Origin of the sequence: Methylobacterium sp. V23, from assembly GCF_002917135.1 — a bacterium.
Taxonomy (GTDB): Bacteria; Pseudomonadota; Alphaproteobacteria; order Rhizobiales; family Beijerinckiaceae; genus Methylobacterium.
Window position 1 is genome coordinate 1 of sequence record NZ_PDHT01000040.1, and the last position, 17,264, is coordinate 17,264.

General features: G+C 60.8%; 20 protein-coding genes and 1 pseudogene. 14 read left to right on the plus strand and 7 right to left on the minus strand.

Going from position 1 to position 17,264, the window contains the following annotated elements; genetic code table 11:
• The 4 genes and pseudogenes from CRT23_RS29310 to CRT23_RS23960 form a co-directional block, all read left to right on the plus strand.
• Window positions 1-172 (plus strand): annotated as a pseudogene (locus CRT23_RS29310) (catalase); the annotation flags it as partial.
• A gap of 40 nt (window positions 173-212) precedes the next feature.
• Window positions 213-719, plus strand: coding sequence for a cupin domain-containing protein (locus tag CRT23_RS23950; RefSeq protein WP_245436542.1), 507 nt, complete (start codon window positions 213-215; stop codon window positions 717-719).
• A gap of 69 nt (window positions 720-788) precedes the next feature.
• Entirely contained in the window at window positions 789-1,187 is a 399-nt protein-coding gene (locus tag CRT23_RS23955) for an MAPEG family protein (RefSeq protein ID WP_103712090.1), read from the plus strand.
• A gap of 332 nt (window positions 1,188-1,519) precedes the next feature.
• Window positions 1,520-2,653: a carboxylate-amine ligase gene (locus CRT23_RS23960; protein WP_103712091.1), complete on the plus strand. Its 1,134-nt coding sequence runs from the start codon at window positions 1,520-1,522 to the stop codon at window positions 2,651-2,653.
• A 192-nt stretch (window positions 2,654-2,845) separates the two neighbouring features.
• Here CRT23_RS23960 and CRT23_RS23965 read toward each other — a convergent pair whose 3' ends face one another.
• Window positions 2,846-3,352: a hypothetical protein gene (locus CRT23_RS23965; RefSeq protein ID WP_146056483.1), complete on the minus strand. Its 507-nt coding sequence runs from the start codon at window positions 3,350-3,352 to the stop codon at window positions 2,846-2,848.
• On the opposite strand from CRT23_RS23965, the gene CRT23_RS23970 reads away from it, so the two are divergent.
• Both CRT23_RS23970 and CRT23_RS29315 read left to right on the plus strand, forming a co-directional pair.
• On the plus strand, window positions 3,345-3,596 hold the full coding sequence (locus tag CRT23_RS23970; protein ID WP_103712137.1) for a hypothetical protein: 252 nt from the start codon (window positions 3,345-3,347) through the stop codon (window positions 3,594-3,596). The genes CRT23_RS23965 and CRT23_RS23970 overlap by 8 nt on opposite strands.
• Before the next feature lie 131 nt (window positions 3,597-3,727).
• Window positions 3,728-4,171: a hypothetical protein gene (locus CRT23_RS29315; protein ID WP_103712093.1), complete on the plus strand. Its 444-nt coding sequence runs from the start codon at window positions 3,728-3,730 to the stop codon at window positions 4,169-4,171.
• Between the two features lie 83 nt (window positions 4,172-4,254).
• Here the strand turns inward: CRT23_RS29315 and CRT23_RS23980 are convergent, their stop codons facing one another.
• The 3 genes from CRT23_RS23980 to CRT23_RS23990 all read right to left on the minus strand — a co-directional run bounded on the left by CRT23_RS23980 (window position 4,255) and on the right by CRT23_RS23990 (window position 8,077).
• A complete protein-coding gene (locus CRT23_RS23980; RefSeq protein ID WP_103712138.1) occupies window positions 4,255-4,614 on the minus strand; it encodes an HU family DNA-binding protein in 360 nt (119 codons plus the stop codon).
• Window positions 4,615-4,788: 174 nt separating this feature from the next.
• Window positions 4,789-5,001 (minus strand): hypothetical protein, encoded by a 213-nt coding sequence (locus CRT23_RS23985; RefSeq protein WP_103712094.1) that lies wholly within the window; start codon window positions 4,999-5,001, stop codon window positions 4,789-4,791.
• Window positions 5,002-7,750: 2,749 nt separating this feature from the next.
• The gene (locus CRT23_RS23990) at window positions 7,751-8,077 is read right to left on the minus strand and encodes a hypothetical protein (protein WP_103712095.1); all 327 of its coding nucleotides are present in this window, start codon (window positions 8,075-8,077) and stop codon (window positions 7,751-7,753) included.
• Between CRT23_RS23990 and CRT23_RS28660 the strand changes: the two genes are divergently transcribed.
• Complete coding sequence (locus tag CRT23_RS28660; protein WP_181017445.1) at window positions 8,076-8,480, plus strand: hypothetical protein; 405 nt, start codon at window positions 8,076-8,078, stop codon at window positions 8,478-8,480. The two genes, CRT23_RS23990 and CRT23_RS28660, sit on opposite strands and share 2 nt — an antisense overlap.
• Before the next feature lie 365 nt (window positions 8,481-8,845).
• Here the strand turns inward: CRT23_RS28660 and CRT23_RS24000 are convergent, their stop codons facing one another.
• Window positions 8,846-9,154, minus strand: a complete 309-nt coding sequence (locus CRT23_RS24000) for a hypothetical protein (protein ID WP_103712097.1) — start codon at window positions 9,152-9,154, stop codon at window positions 8,846-8,848.
• Window positions 9,155-10,852: 1,698 nt separating this feature from the next.
• Between CRT23_RS24000 and CRT23_RS24005 the strand changes: the two genes are divergently transcribed.
• The 4 genes from CRT23_RS24005 (at window position 10,853) to CRT23_RS24020 (ending at window position 13,962) form a co-directional block, all read left to right on the plus strand.
• Complete coding sequence (locus CRT23_RS24005) at window positions 10,853-11,797, plus strand: alpha/beta hydrolase (RefSeq protein ID WP_245436544.1); 945 nt, start codon at window positions 10,853-10,855, stop codon at window positions 11,795-11,797.
• Window positions 11,798-11,837: 40 nt separating this feature from the next.
• Window positions 11,838-13,004 carry an OpgC domain-containing protein gene (gene opgC, locus CRT23_RS24010; RefSeq protein WP_103712099.1) on the plus strand — a complete coding sequence of 389 codons (1,167 nt, stop codon included), beginning with the start codon at window positions 11,838-11,840 and terminating at the stop codon, window positions 13,002-13,004.
• A gap of 51 nt (window positions 13,005-13,055) precedes the next feature.
• Window positions 13,056-13,349, plus strand: a complete 294-nt coding sequence (locus tag CRT23_RS24015; RefSeq protein ID WP_245436546.1) for a hypothetical protein — start codon at window positions 13,056-13,058, stop codon at window positions 13,347-13,349.
• A gap of 145 nt (window positions 13,350-13,494) precedes the next feature.
• The gene (locus CRT23_RS24020; RefSeq protein WP_103712140.1) at window positions 13,495-13,962 is read left to right on the plus strand and encodes a MucR family transcriptional regulator; all 468 of its coding nucleotides are present in this window, start codon (window positions 13,495-13,497) and stop codon (window positions 13,960-13,962) included.
• Between the two features lie 117 nt (window positions 13,963-14,079).
• On the opposite strand, the gene CRT23_RS24025 is transcribed toward CRT23_RS24020, so the two are convergent.
• Both CRT23_RS24025 and CRT23_RS24030 read right to left on the minus strand, forming a co-directional pair.
• Window positions 14,080-15,342 carry a PHB depolymerase family esterase gene (locus tag CRT23_RS24025; protein ID WP_103712100.1) on the minus strand — a complete coding sequence of 421 codons (1,263 nt, stop codon included), beginning with the start codon at window positions 15,340-15,342 and terminating at the stop codon, window positions 14,080-14,082.
• Window positions 15,343-15,406: 64 nt separating this feature from the next.
• On the minus strand, window positions 15,407-15,826 hold the full coding sequence (locus tag CRT23_RS24030; protein WP_103712101.1) for a CopG family transcriptional regulator: 420 nt from the start codon (window positions 15,824-15,826) through the stop codon (window positions 15,407-15,409).
• Window positions 15,827-16,093: 267 nt separating this feature from the next.
• Here CRT23_RS24030 and CRT23_RS24035 point away from each other — a divergent pair, with 267 nt between their 5' ends.
• The 3 genes from CRT23_RS24035 to CRT23_RS24045 all read left to right on the plus strand — a co-directional run bounded on the left by CRT23_RS24035 (window position 16,094) and on the right by CRT23_RS24045 (window position 17,258).
• Complete coding sequence (locus tag CRT23_RS24035) at window positions 16,094-16,366, plus strand: hypothetical protein (protein WP_103712102.1); 273 nt, start codon at window positions 16,094-16,096, stop codon at window positions 16,364-16,366.
• Between the two features lie 149 nt (window positions 16,367-16,515).
• A complete protein-coding gene (locus CRT23_RS24040) occupies window positions 16,516-16,938 on the plus strand; it encodes a DUF1236 domain-containing protein (RefSeq protein ID WP_103712103.1) in 423 nt (140 codons plus the stop codon).
• Window positions 16,938-17,258: a hypothetical protein gene (locus CRT23_RS24045; protein ID WP_103712104.1), complete on the plus strand. Its 321-nt coding sequence runs from the start codon at window positions 16,938-16,940 to the stop codon at window positions 17,256-17,258. The genes CRT23_RS24040 and CRT23_RS24045 overlap by 1 nt, the downstream gene beginning before the upstream one ends.
• Window positions 17,259-17,264: the final 6 nt, after the last annotated feature.

The following is a 17,264-nucleotide window of genomic DNA, read 5'->3' on the forward strand; positions in this document are numbered from 1 at the left end:
GCGCGTCCAGGCGGTCGACGAGGAGATGCGCTTCAGCATCTGGACGGGGCTCGCCTCCCATAAGCCCCTGGGCAACATCAACCGCGCTCGCAACGCGCCCTACAGGCACTCGGCCGAGTTTCGCCAACGCTTCAATGGCTGTCCGATCCACGAGCCCAGCGCCGGGCGCTAAGATCCGGCGACCGCTCTTTCCCCCAATGCAAGGACGCCGCATGAGCTCGCTCGCACGAACCCTGATCGCTGCCATCCTGTTGGTCCCCGTTGCGAGCGAGTCCTTCGCTGAGGCAGGCGACCACATCGGCCATGACGCCGTCACAGTCCCGGACGCGGCCAGCGTTGTCTACGAGCCGGGACCGGCTAACCTGCCCAAGGGCACGCAGATCAGCCGGGTGGCGGGCGATCCGGCCAAGGTCGGCCCCTTCGTGCTGCGCATCAAGTTTCCCGCCGACACCGTGATCGCGCCGCACACACATGCCCAGGCCGAGACGCTGACTATCCTGGCCGGCTCGATCTACCACCAGCATGGCGCGACGCTGAACAAGAGCGCCGGCAAGATTCTGCGCGCCGGTGGCTTTGTCTACCTGCCACAGGAGATGCCGCACGCCCTCTGGACTACAGGCGAGCCGGTGGAGCTGCAGGTCAACGGAATGGGTCCCTTCGGCCTGAACTACATCGACCCGGCCGATGACCCGAGCCGCACGTCCCAGGGGCTTCGCTGAGGTCGGGTCAACCCGGCGACCCGCGCCACTGAACCTGCCCAATCGAGCCCCACTCACCGGAGCGACCCTATGACCTATCCCGCCGTGACAGCCTTCTATGCAGCCGTATTCGCACTCCTCTATGTTGGGCTCTCGTCCTGGGTGGTCGCGGGCCGCCTGTCGGCGGACGTCCTGCATGGGGATGGCGGGAACCAGACCCTGGAAAAGCGCATCCGCGCGCAGGGCAATTTCGGGGAATACGTGCCACTGGCGCTCCTCGTCATTGCTCTGCTGGAAGCGGCGGGCGGCAGCTCAGGTGTGGTGCGCAGCCTTCTAATCGTGCTGCTGATTGCTCGCGTGCTGCATCCGTTCGGAATGTTTGCTCCGAAGAACTCTCCCCGGCAGTTCGCTTGTCGCGGAGGTGGAATTTTGGCGACCTTCGCAGTCATCGCGGTGGCGGCCATCACCCTCCTACTGCGGGTTAGCTAAGGCGTGCGGAGGGGGCGGCTCAGATTTGGCCACATATCTTGCCGAAAGCTCAGTTGCTCCCCGTCCGGCATGCTGAGCTTCTCGACGACCCACCGCCGGAGAAGCGGCCGCATCCGTTCAGCGGGGTCGATCACGGCTTCGGTCCTCTCGAAGCTGTCGTGTTATGGCTCGGGGGAGCTAAAATCGTCGGGAGCATGACCGTCGCATAGCCGCTGCAAATGACTGCAGTGTCGCTCCGGCCCCGCATCCGCGGATCCGTAGACCGGCTGGTCCCGGAGCGTTCTGCCTCCAATCGGCTTGAGCCTTGCACCCGGAGCTATGGAGGAGATCCAATGGCTCACAAGTTCAGGTTCGGCATCGAAGAGGAACTGTTCTTGGCCAGCGCGCGAACTCGGATGGTTCCTCGTGGTTCGGTGAAAGCCTTCCATGAAGCCGCGCAAGCCAAGCTGAAAGCTGTCGAGCGCGAACTGCTCCAGAACCAGGTCGAGATCTGCACCGAGCCGTCCGAGAGCTTCGTGGAGGCACGTGAGACCCTGCAGGGTTTGCGCACGGGCCTTGCCGAGATCGGACGCAACCACGGCCTCCTTGTCTTCGCAGCCGGGACTCATCCCACCGCCCTCTGGCCAGAGCAGCAAGAGACCGAGAAGGCACGCTACGAGGACATGATGGACGATCTCCAGATCGTTGGCCGTCGCTCCGTCGTGTGTGGTCTTCACATCCACGTCGAGGTCCCCCGCCCGGAGGCTCGAATTGACCTGATGCGTCGCCTGTTCCCGTTCCTGCCGATCCTCCTCGGCCTCTCGACCTCGTCGCCATTCTGGGAGAAGCGCCGAACAGGGCTGCACGGCTATCGCTTGCGCGCCTATGCTGAGCTACCGCGCACCGGGCTGCCGGAGCTTTTTGACAATGAAGCGGATTACCGGCGCTACGTCGATGGGATGACGAAGGCGGGCGCGGTGAAGGACGCGACCTATTTCTGGTGGCACATCCGCCCCTCGACGCGGTTTCCGACTTTGGAACTGCGCGTCGCGGATAGCTGCACCCGGCTGGAGGACAGCCTAGCAATGGCAGCTGTCTACCGCTGCCTCGTTCGGCTCGTAGATCGCACCCCTAAGCTCAATGCTGACCTGACCGGAGCCTCGCGAGGCTTCGTGATGGAGAACCTATGGCGTGCTGAGCGATCGGGCATTCATGCGACGCTGATTGATGAGGCGACGCTCACAGCCACTTCCTTCTTGAAGGCAGTCACCGCACTCCTCGACCTCATCGCAGAGGATGCAGCTGCACTCGGATGTGAGGCGGAATGCGAACAAGTCCGGATCATTGCACGTGATGGGTCTAGCGCCGATGGCCAAATTGCGGCTTTCGAAGCGGCACTGAAAGGCGGCAAGAACGAGCGGCAAGCGTTGAGCGGCGTCGTGGACTGGCTCGCACAGGAAACGGCTGGCGGTCTCAAGGCTTCGTAGGAGGTCAGCATAACCCTCCAGCCTGGAGATGCATTTCTTTTGTTAGCTTAAAGTTGCCTATTGCTTGGAGCTTGCGTTGATTTCCTGTGACGTCGCCTTGGGCGTTGCAGCATCTGTTGCGTGAAAATTGCGAAGGGTAACATGTGCTTCCTCAAGCCGGTCTGTGGCCGCTCGCATGTCCGTTTAGGCTCTTCAGATTTGGAACCGTTGGTTCGTTAGCATGGCCGCTGTCATCGCAAGGCTTGCTCGGCGGATCTCAACGAGGGCTCGCTCGCGATCCCAGGAGCCGCTCTCATAGCGAAATTTCATCTCTTCCTGAGTGAAACCGCCTTCTAACTTTTCGGGGTTCAAGGCCGCCTGAATTTCCTCCGACAATATCCCATGGCCGGTAGCATCCTCATAGGCCAGCATAGCGCCAAGACAGGCCGCCATTTCTTCCGCCAGACGCTGAGGATGGCCGGCACCACGCGTGATCCTCATCATATTGGCGGTAAGATGCTGAAGGGCTGGCGCCAGCTGTTCTAAAGCACGGTAGCGTCCCACCTCGGCTTCGGATTTCTCGCCCACCAGCCGCATAAACTCATCCATCAGCCGCCGCAGCCCGGATTGTATCACAAACGGGAACGAACTGTTTGTGACCGCGAAGCGTTTGGCTCCTCTCTTCGGTAATCCAAGAGATATGGAGATTTCGATGCGCAAGATGCTGCTCGTGACTATGGCCCTCGGCGGGCTACTTATCCAAAATGCTCCGACCTTTGCTCAGGGTATTCGAATTGGTCCTGGTGGCGTGGAGGTTGATGATGGGCGCGGCTACCGCGACGATCGTGACGATCGCCGGCAGCGTCGGATATGCCGGGAGCTTCGCGACGCCTGTGAGAACAAGGACCGCTACGGTGAGGAAGGACAGGGCAATTGCCGACGCTATCGGCGCACTTGCGGCTGATAGTTAGCGAGCCTGAACAAAGAAGCGCAGCGCATCAGTGAGGCGACCAAGCTGTTTTGCCGGTGGTAACGCATGGTCATCGAGCCGATGGATGCTCGCCGCGTGTGACGCTGCCATAGGGGGATGCTAATATGAAGACGCTTTGGGGCGTGGCACTCGTAGGTCTGAGCTTGGTGGTCGTGAGCGACCCGGTTTTCGCTCAGCGAGACGGTCGTGACTACGGCAGCGACCAGCGTGAAAACGGTGATCGTAGCTTCAGCGAGCGAGAGTACGGTGGCCGCAGTCGCGGCTACGATGACGACAATGAGGAGCGGCCACGGGATCGTGGCCGTCGGTCCGACGAAGATCAGGACCGGCAGCGCAGTCGTGGGTACGACGATGATGGCCGCGAACGCCAACGCGATCGTAGACCCAGCGAAGGACGCGAGGCTGACTTCGACGAAGGCGAGTACTTGCGATGCAATCCGGACGTTCGCCGAGCTGTGGAGCACGGCGAAATGGCATCCGGCGCAGTCCATTACAGAACCTTCGGGCGCCGGGAGGGGCGTCGTCTTACCTGCGCAACGAAGCTCTAAGCCTGTTGATTGATCCGGTGAGCCCCTCCTTTCACGGCGGGGCTTATCCTGTTCCTGGCATACCCACTTGCCCGCCGCGCTGCTTAGCCGAGGGCGGGTCCTTTCCCCAACCAGCGCGATTGCCAGCGGGCCTCGGACCTGGGATTTGGAGCGGGGCGTGGCTCCGGGGCATCCAAGCGCGCTTGCATCGTCTTGCCGACCTTGAAGGCCGGGATCAGCTTGTCGGCCACCGGAACGGCTGCGCCTGTCTTCGGATTGCGACCTGTGCGAGCCCCACGAGGCTTCACCAAGAACATCCCGAACCCGCGAAGCTCCACACGTTCTCCAGCTATGAGCGCATCCGTGATCCGTTTGAGGATAACGTTCACCAGCGCCTCGACGTCTCGCTCGTAGAGGTGTGAGTTCTGTTCAGCGATGCGAAGGATCAGCTCGGATTTGATCATGGATGTGAGAAACCTGATCCAGGCCACCGAGGCACGCGCCTAGTGATGCCGCTTTTCCCAACTTGGTAACGCATCACGGTGGAGCGCGTGAGATCCGAGAAACTGACTTCGGCATTCTACCAGAAAGCCAAGTTGCGTACCGGTTGGCCTGTTTTAGGGATAGGCAAACCGCGATCACACATCGCTTTTGGTGTCGTCTAGTAGCGTATCTCGGCGTGCGCGGAGCCGACGGAGTTCGCTGCGGTAGGCCAAATACATCTTCTCAGCTTTCGCCGTGTTTTGCCCTTGCTCCATGCTTTCGAGGATGCTGATGGCCTGTGTGTCGGCTACCGCCTGCGCAGCCAGAATACGGGTGTTCAGGCGCAGTACGTCCGTGATCCATTGCATGTTCTATCGCGTCCACCCACACTTCTACCCGGCCCTAGATAGATCTCTCATATCAGGAGTTTGAACGCCGAGCACTAATATCCTCCGCGAGACAAATAGGGCGAGCGCCAAGCCGTAGCTGGCATCATCCTGTCGAAGGTCCAAGAAGGGTGGAGAGAAGGAAATCCTGCATTGCCGCGGCTTCGATCTGTACAGCGATGCCGCCACCGATCTGAAGGACCGCCTGCGTCAGCTACAAGGGCGCGGAGACAACGAAAGCGATTAGGCTTGTTTAGCGTCGTTCTGTCCGCTGTTAATCTCTGGCCTTCTACGGTAGCGCCAAGTCATGCCTCCGCGCTTCACAACCCGCCGCCATAGCCCTCTAATCGCCCTTGGCACAGCTGTTGCCGGGTTGGCGATGGTGTTCCTTCAGGAGGTCGCCAGAGGGCTCGGCTGGCTGTGAAGGCTTTTGGTCAACCCTGCTGTTGCGGCTACATTCTCTCGTGCTAAGGCGCCTGCGCCGCTTCGATGAATGCCCCCAACGCCTTCGGGGCGGCGGCGGCCGAGCCCTACAAGGGGTCTCCTCGGCCGCCTTTCACACCACTACACCTGTGCTCGTTCGCTCATCGTTATCGGAACAACGGCAATCCTGCGCCAGCTAGAGCCAGGCCGCCCATGACGAGGAAGCCGCTCGCCCGTTCGAAGGCAGGCCGATAGTCAGCAAAGGCTGCAATTGCTGCGCCCGCGATCAAGGATGAGAAGCTGAGAGACGCGATCATCGAAGTGGCCGTAGGAATGTGAATGGCCAAGCTTCATCAGACACAAACAGCAAAAGTTCATCCCCCGAATGGGGGATGTCGAGGTACGTCGAATACGCAGAGCGCAGGACCGAAAAGAGGCCGCCCCGGTGAGGGAGCGGCCCAAGTCTAAGGAGGAAATGAGCCCTTGGGAGGACTACGGCCCGTGACACAACTCACGGATCGCACTGCACCAAGGCATATCGCGCTGCAAGGTTGCAATATGTGAATTTGAAATTCGCGGATGGCATGAGCAATGCAGGCTGTTTCTCCGCTGGTGCATCCTGGTCCTACACGATGAGTGCCAGCCCGGCGGCCAAGAGGGGGCTCTTCTTTTTGCGCCGCCGGTCAGCGTAGGCTCTTACGTCCTCGTCCGAACACGAGGGCATGTGCAAGCGCGAAGCCCTCGTACCAGAAGCGGGCGGCGTCAGACTGCCGTGGGAACGGACAGGCTTCCAGGCTTGATCCGTCGTTGAAGGCGTATAGCCCCTGCCAGAATGGGTTGAGATACGGTTCCATAGCCATCTGCCGACAACAGCCTTCGAGTGAGGCAATGTCTGTGTCCGTGGTAAGGTCACCGGCCTTGGCTTTCTTAGGCGCCCCGATACCCGAGACCGCCTTCCGAAGGAGGTGTTTGCTTCGGAGCCTTCTCGTAGTCGCGCTTCTCAGGAGCGCCCATGTCACCGGGTTCCGAAGCCCCGGGGGAGTTTGGCCCTTGTGGGTGGGGGCGGACTGCCGTGTCTTCGTAAGTCCGGGGACCCGTTTGGGTTCAGAGAGGGATCGTTCTGGCTGGCAGGTGGCTCAGGCGCTCTCACAGCATGCTCCGCAGACAGGGAAGTCACTGATGAGAAGGGCCTGCCGCACATACGGTTCCGCGCCAGCGCATGGCGGCAATGCTAGGAAGCAGGGTCAGCAGCCCTTCACCGCTGCAAGCTGTACAGCCTCCACCTAGCAGTTAGCGATGCCGTAGGCGCCGAGACCTCGGCTGTTCGGCAAACGAATGAAACGGAAATGGCTGCAGTTCGCTTTGGCGCTTTACACGGTGAGAGGCCACCACGGCTCCGATCCGGTACAACTTGTTCCTCGATATCTGGCTGGCTTGCGTTTTCTCGCTGCAGGCTCTCATTTTCAAGGAGGCGACGACGTTGCGAGTACTTTCGGATGCGATCTCTTAATCTGCCGGGGGCGATGCTTGCTCTCTTCACTCAGTCGGACGCGCCGTCTCGCCCCGCGGATACCCCCGGGAGCGACGAGCTTAGCCCGTTTCAGCACTTAAGCTACTTGAGTGGACGGATCCAGAAAGCGTCCTGAAGCTCGACAACTGTCCAAGATGCGGGGTCGGAGGCGGGTCAGGTCATTGCCCAGGCGAGCATTAGAATACCACCTAGAAACATTCCGTAGGTAACCACTAAGGCTGCAACCTCGCGGTGCTGGCGTAAGACGGAGCGGGTGCGTGACATCGGACGGGACCAGGAGCAGGCGTGCTCCCTCTTTACTGATCAACCAACTGTGCCGATGTGAGGGCCCCGACTGCCCCAACGCACGAGAAACATCCGCCGTAGCGTAGCAGTCACATAAGTAGTTGGACGCGTGGCGTTAGCCAACTTGTCTACGTGTTGCCTTATCGGGCTTCTGGATCGCTGATCGCGCCAACCACCGCTGCGGTCATTGCAGCGGTTAGGGCTGCAGTCATCATGCCGATAAAGGTCGCTGTGATCATGTCTCAGTCCCTTTCGAAGTGTGGCTCGGACGCACCAGAGCCGCTGAATTTCGATAAGCCTACCAATTCGTCTACGAGCCGTTAACCCTCGCACGTCCTTTTCCAAGCGGAGCAGCGATATGCGCGCCGTTTGGGGGTTTTCGATCGTGTCGGTGCTGGCGATCAGCGGCAGGTCGGCCGTTGAAGGCATCTACCACGGCAAGGTCTCCGATCCCGGCAGCTACTGTCGGGCGCAGTTGGAGCGATCTCAACTTCATGAGGCCAGATGAAGCGCCACGACCTCAACCCCCTGCCAGATGACACGCACCATCCCATACTGCCCTGACGTGACCGGGTGCAGGATGCGCGCCTGCTTCCACTGCCATTCGTAGCGGCTCGTTCCCTCTGGGATGACCTTCAATTCCAACAGGATTTCACCCGAAGTGGGTGGTTGAGGGTCAGCCAGGATGAGGTGAGGGGTCTCGTTCGCGTTCGCGAGCTTGATCTCGCCCGACACCGAGAGGAAGTGCCCACCGGCCTCGTTCGGTTCAGCCTCAAACGCGTGCCACGCTCGCGTCTCTGGGACAATGTCGCCGGACATGACCGATCTCCTGTCCCCACTGGCCGCATCAGCCCGTCGCAGCCGTCTCCCTGAGGTGCTGCACGGCGCGATCAACATCGAACTCCGCTGCCTGGATTTCGGCAAGCGTGAATGGGCAGACCTTTGGTTGGCCCCACTCGATCATCTTCTCCTCCGCCTGAAGCTCGGGCGCTTCAGCGTCTCCGACAGCCAACCACCAAAGTCCGTCGATTTTCAGGTTCTCCAGACCAGCTGGCACGGCCAGCATCTGCTGTCGAAGGTGCCTGGCCTTCTGCCGCCACGCCTGACTGCGGGTGTCATCGGCCGTGAGGGCTGCCTTCATCAGATGGGCAAGGAAACCACGGACCAAGGCAGCAGGAGTACCAGGAGCAGGTTCGACCATGGTGTCTGGGCACCCGTTTGAGGAGAAGGAAGCGCCTTAGACCCTGGCGCTGTGCGGGGTATCCTGAGCAATCAGCGTTGGTCTGGTAAGCACATTTTAGGCCGCCGCTGGCGAACCAGGGACCCGCCAACCTCAATGCTTTTTGAGATCGTCCGCAATCTCATAGTCAGGATGCGGGATTTGGGCGAATAGCCGGTCGCCGTGCAGAGCCCACGCGCAAACAAACAGTACTCCTCCGAAGAACGCGATTGGGTAGAGGAGGCTGACTGGCTTGGCGCTCGACATAGATTGCGGCATCCATCCTCACTTGGTGACGCGCTCGGCCGAGCAAAAAAAAGGGCTGAGAGAACACCCTCAGCCCTCATCATCGCCGGTGTGCGTAGAACTTACTGGCGCGGGCCCTGGGTGTTCCCATGAGCACCCATGCCGACGCCGGTGTTGGAGCTTGTGCCCGTTCCGCCGCCCATGTTGCCCATGCCACCATCACGGCCACCAACCGTGCCCGTCGCATCACCAGGCGCCATCGTGGCGGCTCCCGTTGGGCGCTCCATGCCCTTCTCGCTGTTGCTCTTCACGCTACCCGGATTGTTCATGTTGCCTTCCGTGCTGCCGCCGCCCGCAGGGGTCTGAGCAAAAGCAGGGCCCGTCAGAGCAATAGCGACAGAGGCGGCGAGAGCGAGTGCATTTAGGCGCATGGGATGTATCTCCAGTGGGGACATATGGTCCACAACGCACCCCTCGCAGATATCGATCCTCTGGTACTTTGTTGTATTCCGTAAGCCTTTCAAAAATTGGTTCTCGCTCCCGATCCGCCAAATCGAACTTGAGATGCATGAGGAGGCGAAGGCGCTGTTCGAGTAAGAGAACCCCGGCGCCCTATGGCACCCGTCATCTGGGAAGAAGCCGCCTATAAGACAGCGCTTCGCTACGTTGATTGAGCGACAACCGATGCTTGGCCGTATCCGTACGGTGATGGGTTCAGGAGGGCGTGGATCTGGCGGCCGGTGGAGCGGAGGCTTAGGCTACAGCGTGCAGAGAAAACACGTCATAGGGTCTGTGGAACTGGCCGGGCTGGCATTGCGTCGCGAAGTTTGGGGGCACCGAAGATAGCTCGGCGTCGCGTGGAGGCTGCTCAAAGAAAAGGCTTGCCGAACGCCCCTAGTCGTTTCTACGTAGTCAATACGTACGGACACAGAAGGAGCCCCATAGTGGATAAGCTCTATTTCGTATTCGCTCACAGCGTGACTGTATCGTGCCGTGACGATGATCCGTCATTTTGCTTGGCTCGCGCGTGGGACTTAGGCGCGTGCGGTGACGATTGGGTATGGAGCTGGGCCGGCTCCGACCACATCCGTATCTCGTTCAGGCGCGAAGCCGACAGCCTCGCTTTCATCTCTCGGGACGCTGTCGCAGCATAACAAGCCAATTGGCGTCCACATCTCCGCGGCAGGGGCTGAGATCAGCCTATGCCTTCGGCGTCCTCACTTTTGTGACCCTGATCCCGGCCTTGCGGCGGTCAATTCGCAGCCCGATGACGGCCAGTTTTGGCGCGGGGCCGTCAAGGGCGTAGAGTGATGGCGATCAAAATCCTCAGAGACGAAGTCCGCGATCCCGCTCGTCATCATCCGCCGCCATGAAGCCCGCCAGCACCCGAGCTGGCGTCGTGTAAACCATTCGGAAGCCTTTCGGCACAGGCCCACAACCGATGCACACGGCGAAATCCCAGCGCCGCCATATTCGGGTGTTGCGCTCATCGACGGCACGCTGCCGTGCTTGTCCTCGTTCGATTGCCTGTCGAACCTCGGCAGCTTTTTCATCGCTGGCAGCGTCTGAGGAAGGTGGTGTCAGCGGACGCGGCTGCGGTTTGCCTTGGCTGAAGGCAGGCGCTCCGAGGCTGAAAACAGCACATGTAAATAAACAAATGAAACGCATTGAGGCACCCGGATATTGAGGTAGCACTCCCTTGGTTGCCGTCACTACGCGGCCGGCAGGTGGAAAGTTTCAAGGCTGAGCATTTTCGGAAAGTACGTTAGTTCACGTCTAGGTGATGACAAAAAATATCCGCCGCGGATTGCTCCGGGCGGGCTCAAGGTGAGGTTGCCGACTGGGCGGGGCTGCCGAAAGCCAGTAACTGCGTGCAGAATGCCGCCGTTAACTTGCGCCAGGCTTTCGTTAACTGAGCTACTACACACCCTTCCGCACGACCGTGCTAGGCAGTTTGCCATAGACGTTATCGCTCGCGATTTGGGTCATGGTCGTGGCCGGCGGGAGCAGTAGGGCGGCACTCGCTTAATGAGTGGACGGGGGTAGAGCACAGCAAACTAAATTCGGTGAATGGAACGGATTGGTTCTAGACGCCTTTGCATCTGCGAAACGAAGGCTGGAGGCCAAGCGTGGCGAACGACTTTTCCGTGCTCGGTCGTCGCTCCGTTGTCATGGCCCTCGCTGCGTTAGCAATCCCTTTTCCAAAGCTTCACGCCGCCGGGGGACTTACCCAACTTCCGCTTTGGCCCGGGCAGCCGCCAGGCGGAGGCGGGCCGCAGGGTACCATTGTCCAGGACGGTAGCGGCGCTGTTTCGAACATCTCCACGCCAACGCTCGAGGTGTTCCTGCCGCAAAAGCCAAGCGGCGCGGCAGTGCTCGTTGCTGGCGGTGGAGGGTACAGGCGCATTGGCCTGGTCAAGGAAGCTTACCCGGCCGCATACTGGCTCGCGGCACAAGGCATTACGGCTTTCGTTCTGACCTACCGCCTCCCAGGCGAGAATTGGAATGCCGGACCGGTCGTGACACTTCAGGATGGGCAACGCGCCATTCGTGTGATGCGCGCCAACGCGGATCGCTTCGGCATTGATGTCAACCGCATCGGCGTCATGGGCTTCTCCGCCGGTGGACATCTCTGCGGCATGACTGCCGCTCGCTCGGCCTTCCGTTCCTACGAGCCCATTGATGCGGTTGATGGCCTCTCGGCCCGGCCAAACTATGCCGCGCTGATCTACCCTGTCGTAACAGTGCAGCCGCCCTTCGACACGACGAACACCCGTCGTTCTCTGGTTGGTGACAGGCCTACCTCAGAGGCGAGCGCGGCTTGGTCCCTTCAAACTCATGTCGGCGCGGATTGCCCATCGATCTTCTTGGTGCAGGCTGACGACGATCCAATTGTCAGTCCCCAGCAGAGCCGCATCCTCGACGAGGCCTGCCGAGGTGCCAAGATCATGGTCGAGTATCACCGCTTTGCCGTCGGCGGCCACGGCTTCGGGATTGGCAATGCTGAGGCCTCTGTCGCCCTGTGGCCCAGCCTCTGCCGGCACTGGCTCACCAGCTTATCGGTGATGCGCTGATCCGGTTTGTTCTTCTCTGGCCCGCCTCTCACGAGGACAGGTGTCGGACGTGACCCTCCAAACTGCTGAGCCTACCGCCAGCCTCTTAAAGGCAGGGCCAACGACGCCGCCTGCTTCGCGGCAGCAACGTGATGCGCGTGTCGACGTCATACGCGGCTTCGCGCTGCTGACGATCTTCATCGATCACATACCGGCAAACGCACCGGCTCTCTTCACCCTGCATAATTTCGGCTTCTCCGACGCGGCTGAGATCTTCGTGCTCCTAGCGGGTTATTCCGCGATGGTGGCGTATGGCGGTCTGTTCCAACGTGCCGGGGTTGCGGCGACGCTTGTACGCATCGCTCGACGCTGCCTGAAGATCTACCTCTTCCAGGCGGTCCTGCTCCTGGCCACTTTGCTCATCGTGCGCGCCTGGATGGACCTAACCGGCTTGGTACCAAGGTTCGGTGTGCGCCCACTCCTCGAAATGGGGCTTTTGCCGGGCCTCCTGCGCGGCCTCATGCTCAACGCGCTGCCAAACTACCTCGACATCTTACCGCTCTACATCCTGCTGCTCGCCCTCTTTCCTGCCATCTATTTCGGGCTTCGACGTGGCGTGTGGGGCGTGCTTGCTCTGTCAGGTACGATTTGGCTGGCTGCAAACGTTGACCACAGCCTCAACCTTCCCAACGCAGCGGCGGTCGACGACGGTTGGTATTTCAACCCATTCGCTTGGCAGTTCCTGTTTGTCATAGGGGCCGCTCTCAGCATCGCGGTACAGGCACGCAACGGGCTCCTGCCGCGGCATCCGATCGTTACTGCAGTTGTATGGGGCTTCTTGTTCTATGCTCTGCTGCAGGCTGTTCCCTGGAGCGATTGGGGGCTTCCAGACCTGCGCCCATTCGTTATGGCGGCGCCGGAGAAAAGCCGTGTCTCACCCCTCAGGCTGCTTCACATCATGGCCCTGACGAGTTTGGTCTTTGCTTCACCGGCTATTCTGCAGATCTCGCGTCACCGGTGGCTTCGGCCTGTCGACGCGTGCGGCCGGCACTCGCTGGAGATCTTCGCGGTCGGCTGCATGGCGGCCCTCGGCGGCCGGATCCTCTACCGCACCTTCGGGCCAACGTGGCCCCTCCAAGTGGCCGTCAACCTCAGCGGTCTCGCGCTCATGCTGGGGCTTGGCCTTGCCCTTGACGCTCAGGCCCGCGGCCGTCGCAACAGACGGTGAGCTAGCCTATGAACGAGCGGAGTGCACAGTCCAATATCCAGACGCAGCGGTTTGCTCGCGATCATAGACGCCTGGAGATCGTGGCGCGCGATTTCATACGCACTGCATCGCCTTGCACCCGGTAGCTACGATCTCGTCCGCGATGGCGAAGTCATCGGCAGCGTGGTCCGCGAGGTTCGCGGCGGCACAGGCTACGACATCTGGCACGCCGAGCTGCTGGATGACCCAACGCCCGAGAAGCGCCCGCCGCCGTTCAGCACGGTCGACCACACCTTCAGCACGCTCGATGCCGTTTTGGCGTGGCACGGAGGAGTAGAAATCGTCCGCAACAATTGTGCTGCTTAGCTGCGCGGCACGCGGCCGTACAGCAAGTGTCATACATCTGCTCTGCAAGTTAGGCATGTAAATTGCTGAAAACTCAGTTGTGCCGCTTGATAGATCATTGCGAATGAACGATTGGATCGCAGTGGGGGCACAGAGAAAGAGCAGCATGTCTGAAAAAGCTGAAGTTCAAGCTACTGACTTCGTAGAACTCGCCGGTGACATCGTTTCCGCATACGTGTCGAATAACCCGGTCCGACCCGCCGATCTGCCAGATTTAATCCGCAGCGTTCACGCGGCACTCAGCGGCATCGGCAGCGGCACTATTATGACCGCTTCCGAGCCTGAGGTCGAAAAGCCGACGGCGGCTCAGATCCGGAAGTCGATGACGCCCGAGGGTATCGTCAGCTTCCTGGACGGAAAGATCTACAAGACCTTAAAGCGACACCTGACCACCCACGGCTTGGATCCACATGGCTATCGCGCTCGCTTCGGGCTGCCGGCCGACTATCCGATGGTTGCTCCGGAATACGCCAAGCGTCGCTCCGAACTCGCGAAATCCATCGGCCTTGGCCGGATCGCTGATCGGGGCGAGGCCGAGCAGACGTCTGCTCAGGACCGCAAGAAGGCCGCCTGATCCTTTAACCAACGCCGATGCTCGAAGCCCCGCGGCCCTTGTCGGCGCGGGGCTTTGTCGTTTCTGAACGAGGAGGATGCTGGTGTCCGCCACCTGCTCGATTTAATCTACGAGCGTTCAGTTCAGTGGCTTCGTCACCGAGGTGGCGTGATCCATGAAGAAGCGCATCATCTCTCGGCTGGCATCCGGGCCTTTCGGGTCGGTGTAACTCCCGTTTGTGCTCCCACCGGACCAAGCGTGCCCAGCACCATGCAAGGTCCACTGCTCCAGGATGGCGCGTCCCGATGCGTTGGTCTGCACGGTGCGGGTGAAGGACATCCCATGGTCTGACTTCCCTTGGGTCACGGCGCGTGTGAGCTTCTCCTTCGGCGCGGCTTGAGCAATGACCTGGTCGCCGTTGATGAGGCTTACGGTTCTGTCGGCGTCGCCGTGAAAGACGATGGTGGGAACGCCGGCGCCAACCTTCCGGGCCTTCGGGGTGCCGCCACCATTCATGGCTGCGAATGCGGACGGCATGTCCCGAGCGGCGCCGCTGGCTAACCCAGAGTGGACGCCAACTGCCGCGAACACATCCGGATAGGTGTCTGCCATGATCGCTGCAGCGGCCCCGCCGGCAGAGAGGCCGGCTGCGTAGATGCGGGACCGATCGGCCGCGAACTCTTTCACAACCGCCATGGCGATGCCGGCAATGATCGAGGGCTCGCCGCGGTCCCGTTGCTGGTCGCCAGCGTTGAACCAGTTCCAGCACTTCTGCATGTTGGCCGACTGCGGCTGGCCCGGATACGCCACCAAGAACGTCTGCTCCTCGGCCAACGCGTTCATCCGTGTCCCCGCGGCGAAGTCGTCCGGGTTCTGAGTGCAGCCGTGCAGCATGACGACGAGGGGAAGCGCCTGCCCTGCGTACCCGCTCGGTACATAGACCTTGTACGCCCGATTGCCCGCGGCATTAGAGAACGTCCGCTCCTCAAACCGGGCGCCTTCCGGCACGACGACACTCACCCCACGTGATGACCCAAGACCTTCGGCGAGCCCGGGCATGGTGCTCATTTTGGGAAAGCGCTCGCGTAGGTCCCGTAGCGTCTCCGACAGGCTCGGACGCATGGGGGCAGTCTTTGTCGCGGCAGCGGCATCGTCGGGCGCAGCCTGGCCAAGACCCGCTTCGGTCCAGGCTCCACCTGGGATTGTAGGAGCAACCATGTCGATGATTGCTCCGTAGGGGGGAACTGTAGCTTTCGCTTTAGCGCCGGTGTCTTCATCCGCACCTGCTGCAGAGGCCCACGCGACTGGTTTGCCCTGAAGCAGCGCCATGGCTTCTGCAAGCTGGCCGCTACGGGTGAGACGTGTCACCTCGCCCATGTCGATCTTCGAGAAAGCGGTCATGATTATGATCCTGGATTAGAGGGTGGACGGGCACGAGGTGTTCCGCCCCGAGCAAGGTTGGTTGTCAGCTGGTGCGGTCGGCCAAGGCGGCCTTGACCTCTGGACTGGCTTGGAAGGCGCCAAGAACCTGCACCGAAGCGATGCCCTGGCGGGCCAATTCTGGGGTCACGTCTGGGGCGATCGTGGCGAGGCCAAGAACCTGGATGTGGAGTGGCTCGCCGGCGTCTCTTGCCGCCTCCAAGTCCCAAGCAGTGAAGTGCGAAAGGCCCAGGGTGAGCTTCTTGCGGGTGACCGACTGCTTCACCTCATCGCCCTGACGGTCGAGCTGGTTGCGGACGGCTGTCCGGATGAAATCGGCACGATTGGCATAGAAGCCGTCCCTGACCAGCAGGTCGATCTGTCCGAGATCGACGAAGCCAAGATTGAGGGTCAGCTTCTCGCTGTCGGGCGACTTCGTGCGCAGCGCCCGAACATTGTCCGCCATCTCAGAACCTCCCAGGACCATCCCATTGGATGGTCCAAAGATGGCTTATGGATGTGAAAGCGCAAGGGTTGAGTGCTGCCGAATTAACGAGACAGCGTTTCAAGAGGGGGCTGCATCGTACTCCAGAAGCTTGCGAGTAGGCAGGATGAGATATCTTCCGAGGTGCCAATTTGCCGTTCGGGAGAAATCGTTAGGTGCTCAGCTGGGACGCCCTATGCTGAGTGGGCGCTACGAGGAGCAATCCCTCCTCAGGAGCCGTGAACGGCCATGACATATACTCTCCACCAGCTTGCGGTTGGCAGCTACGATCTTGCCCTCGATGGCATCATCATAGGCAGTGTGGTCCAGGACATCGCGCCGGGAGGCAGCTCGCGCGGCTGGCGCGCGGAACTGCTCGACGAGCTGACGCCGGATCAATGGCCGATCCCCTTCCGGGGGATCGAGCCGCCCTTTCGGACGCTCGAAGCGGCTATGGCGTGGCTTAACGGCGCTGCCATCGTTGAAGGCCACAGCCAACAGTCACACGGCTTTGGGCATTGAGCTTCGATAGCCCTGAGCATTGGACCTGCTCGGATCTCGAGTGGCGTCCGACCTAATTTACCGCAGGTAGCTGCACCCAGCCTGGGCGTACTCTCCGTGCACAAGCGGAAAAGCGATTACTGCATCCTGCAGATCGATTTGGATCACCAATGCCAAAGCTCATCAATTCTGCTGCTGCTGCCGTACTCGCCTTTTGCGCTGGCGTTTTCGGCCAAGCACACGCTCAGGGTCTCGCGCGCGGAGCGCAGGATGGCGCCGAACGCGGAGGAAACATCGCTGGTCCGTTGGGCGCCGCCGTCGGAAGTGCGATCGGTGGAGCTGTCGGAAGCGCCAATCAGATCCTCGGCATCGATAGGCGTGAGCGCTTTCGCATTTACACACTCGCTGATCGAAGGTCCTCCATCCCCTATGCGGGGGACGTGAGGGTTGGAGCGGTGCTCCCGAAGGAGGGCATGACCTACTATGATGTACCGCCGGAGTTTGCACTGAAGGGCTACAACTACACGATCGTCAACGAACGCCCCGTGCTGGTTGAGCCGGGCACGCGCCGGATTGTGGAAGTGATCAAGTGATGTCGACCGAAGCCGTAGGTTTGCCCGCAGGCCTGACAGAAGTCTCACGGCTTGCCGCACTTCTCGCAGATCGAGTGCTCGACGCTCAGATCACGAGCCGCCCGGTTCCAGATGGGAACATCCACGTTCTGCTTGAGGCGGCGCTCCTGTTGAGAGAGTATGATCAGGAGCTGCCTTCCCTGCTTAGCCAGATCATGCACGGGGCTGCTGAGCCCGAAGTCCCCGCGCTGGTTGAGGTTCAACAGAGCGCACAGGAAGGGGAAAGCGAGGCTGGTCGGATAGCGTGGCTACTGCGGCCCTTCCAGGCATCGAAAGGCTGAACGCAT

What these genes read in the sequence shown, in the direction of transcription:
- CRT23_RS23950 (WP_245436542.1), top strand. Translation starts at nt 213, where the DNA reads ATGAGCTCGCTCGCACGAACCCTGATCGCTGCCATCCTGTTGGTCCCC.
- CRT23_RS23955 (WP_103712090.1), top strand. Translation starts at nt 789, where the DNA reads ATGACCTATCCCGCCGTGACAGCCTTCTATGCAGCCGTATTCGCACTC.
- CRT23_RS23960 (WP_103712091.1), top strand. Translation starts at nt 1,520, where the DNA reads ATGGCTCACAAGTTCAGGTTCGGCATCGAAGAGGAACTGTTCTTGGCC.
- CRT23_RS23970 (WP_103712137.1), top strand. Translation starts at nt 3,345, where the DNA reads ATGCGCAAGATGCTGCTCGTGACTATGGCCCTCGGCGGGCTACTTATC.
- CRT23_RS29315 (WP_103712093.1), top strand. Translation starts at nt 3,728, where the DNA reads ATGAAGACGCTTTGGGGCGTGGCACTCGTAGGTCTGAGCTTGGTGGTC.
- CRT23_RS23980 (WP_103712138.1), bottom strand. Translation starts at nt 4,614, where the DNA reads ATGATCAAATCCGAGCTGATCCTTCGCATCGCTGAACAGAACTCACAC.
- CRT23_RS23985 (WP_103712094.1), bottom strand. Translation starts at nt 5,001, where the DNA reads ATGCAATGGATCACGGACGTACTGCGCCTGAACACCCGTATTCTGGCT.
- CRT23_RS28660 (WP_181017445.1), top strand. Translation starts at nt 8,076, where the DNA reads ATGACCGATCTCCTGTCCCCACTGGCCGCATCAGCCCGTCGCAGCCGT.
- CRT23_RS23990 (WP_103712095.1), bottom strand. Translation starts at nt 8,077, where the DNA reads ATGTCCGGCGACATTGTCCCAGAGACGCGAGCGTGGCACGCGTTTGAG.
- CRT23_RS24000 (WP_103712097.1), bottom strand. Translation starts at nt 9,154, where the DNA reads ATGCGCCTAAATGCACTCGCTCTCGCCGCCTCTGTCGCTATTGCTCTG.
- CRT23_RS24020 (WP_103712140.1), top strand. Translation starts at nt 13,495, where the DNA reads ATGTCTGAAAAAGCTGAAGTTCAAGCTACTGACTTCGTAGAACTCGCC.
- CRT23_RS24025 (WP_103712100.1), bottom strand. Translation starts at nt 15,342, where the DNA reads ATGACCGCTTTCTCGAAGATCGACATGGGCGAGGTGACACGTCTCACC.
- CRT23_RS24030 (WP_103712101.1), bottom strand. Translation starts at nt 15,826, where the DNA reads ATGGCGGACAATGTTCGGGCGCTGCGCACGAAGTCGCCCGACAGCGAG.
- CRT23_RS24035 (WP_103712102.1), top strand. Translation starts at nt 16,094, where the DNA reads ATGACATATACTCTCCACCAGCTTGCGGTTGGCAGCTACGATCTTGCC.
- CRT23_RS24040 (WP_103712103.1), top strand. Translation starts at nt 16,516, where the DNA reads ATGCCAAAGCTCATCAATTCTGCTGCTGCTGCCGTACTCGCCTTTTGC.
- CRT23_RS24045 (WP_103712104.1), top strand. Translation starts at nt 16,938, where the DNA reads ATGTCGACCGAAGCCGTAGGTTTGCCCGCAGGCCTGACAGAAGTCTCA.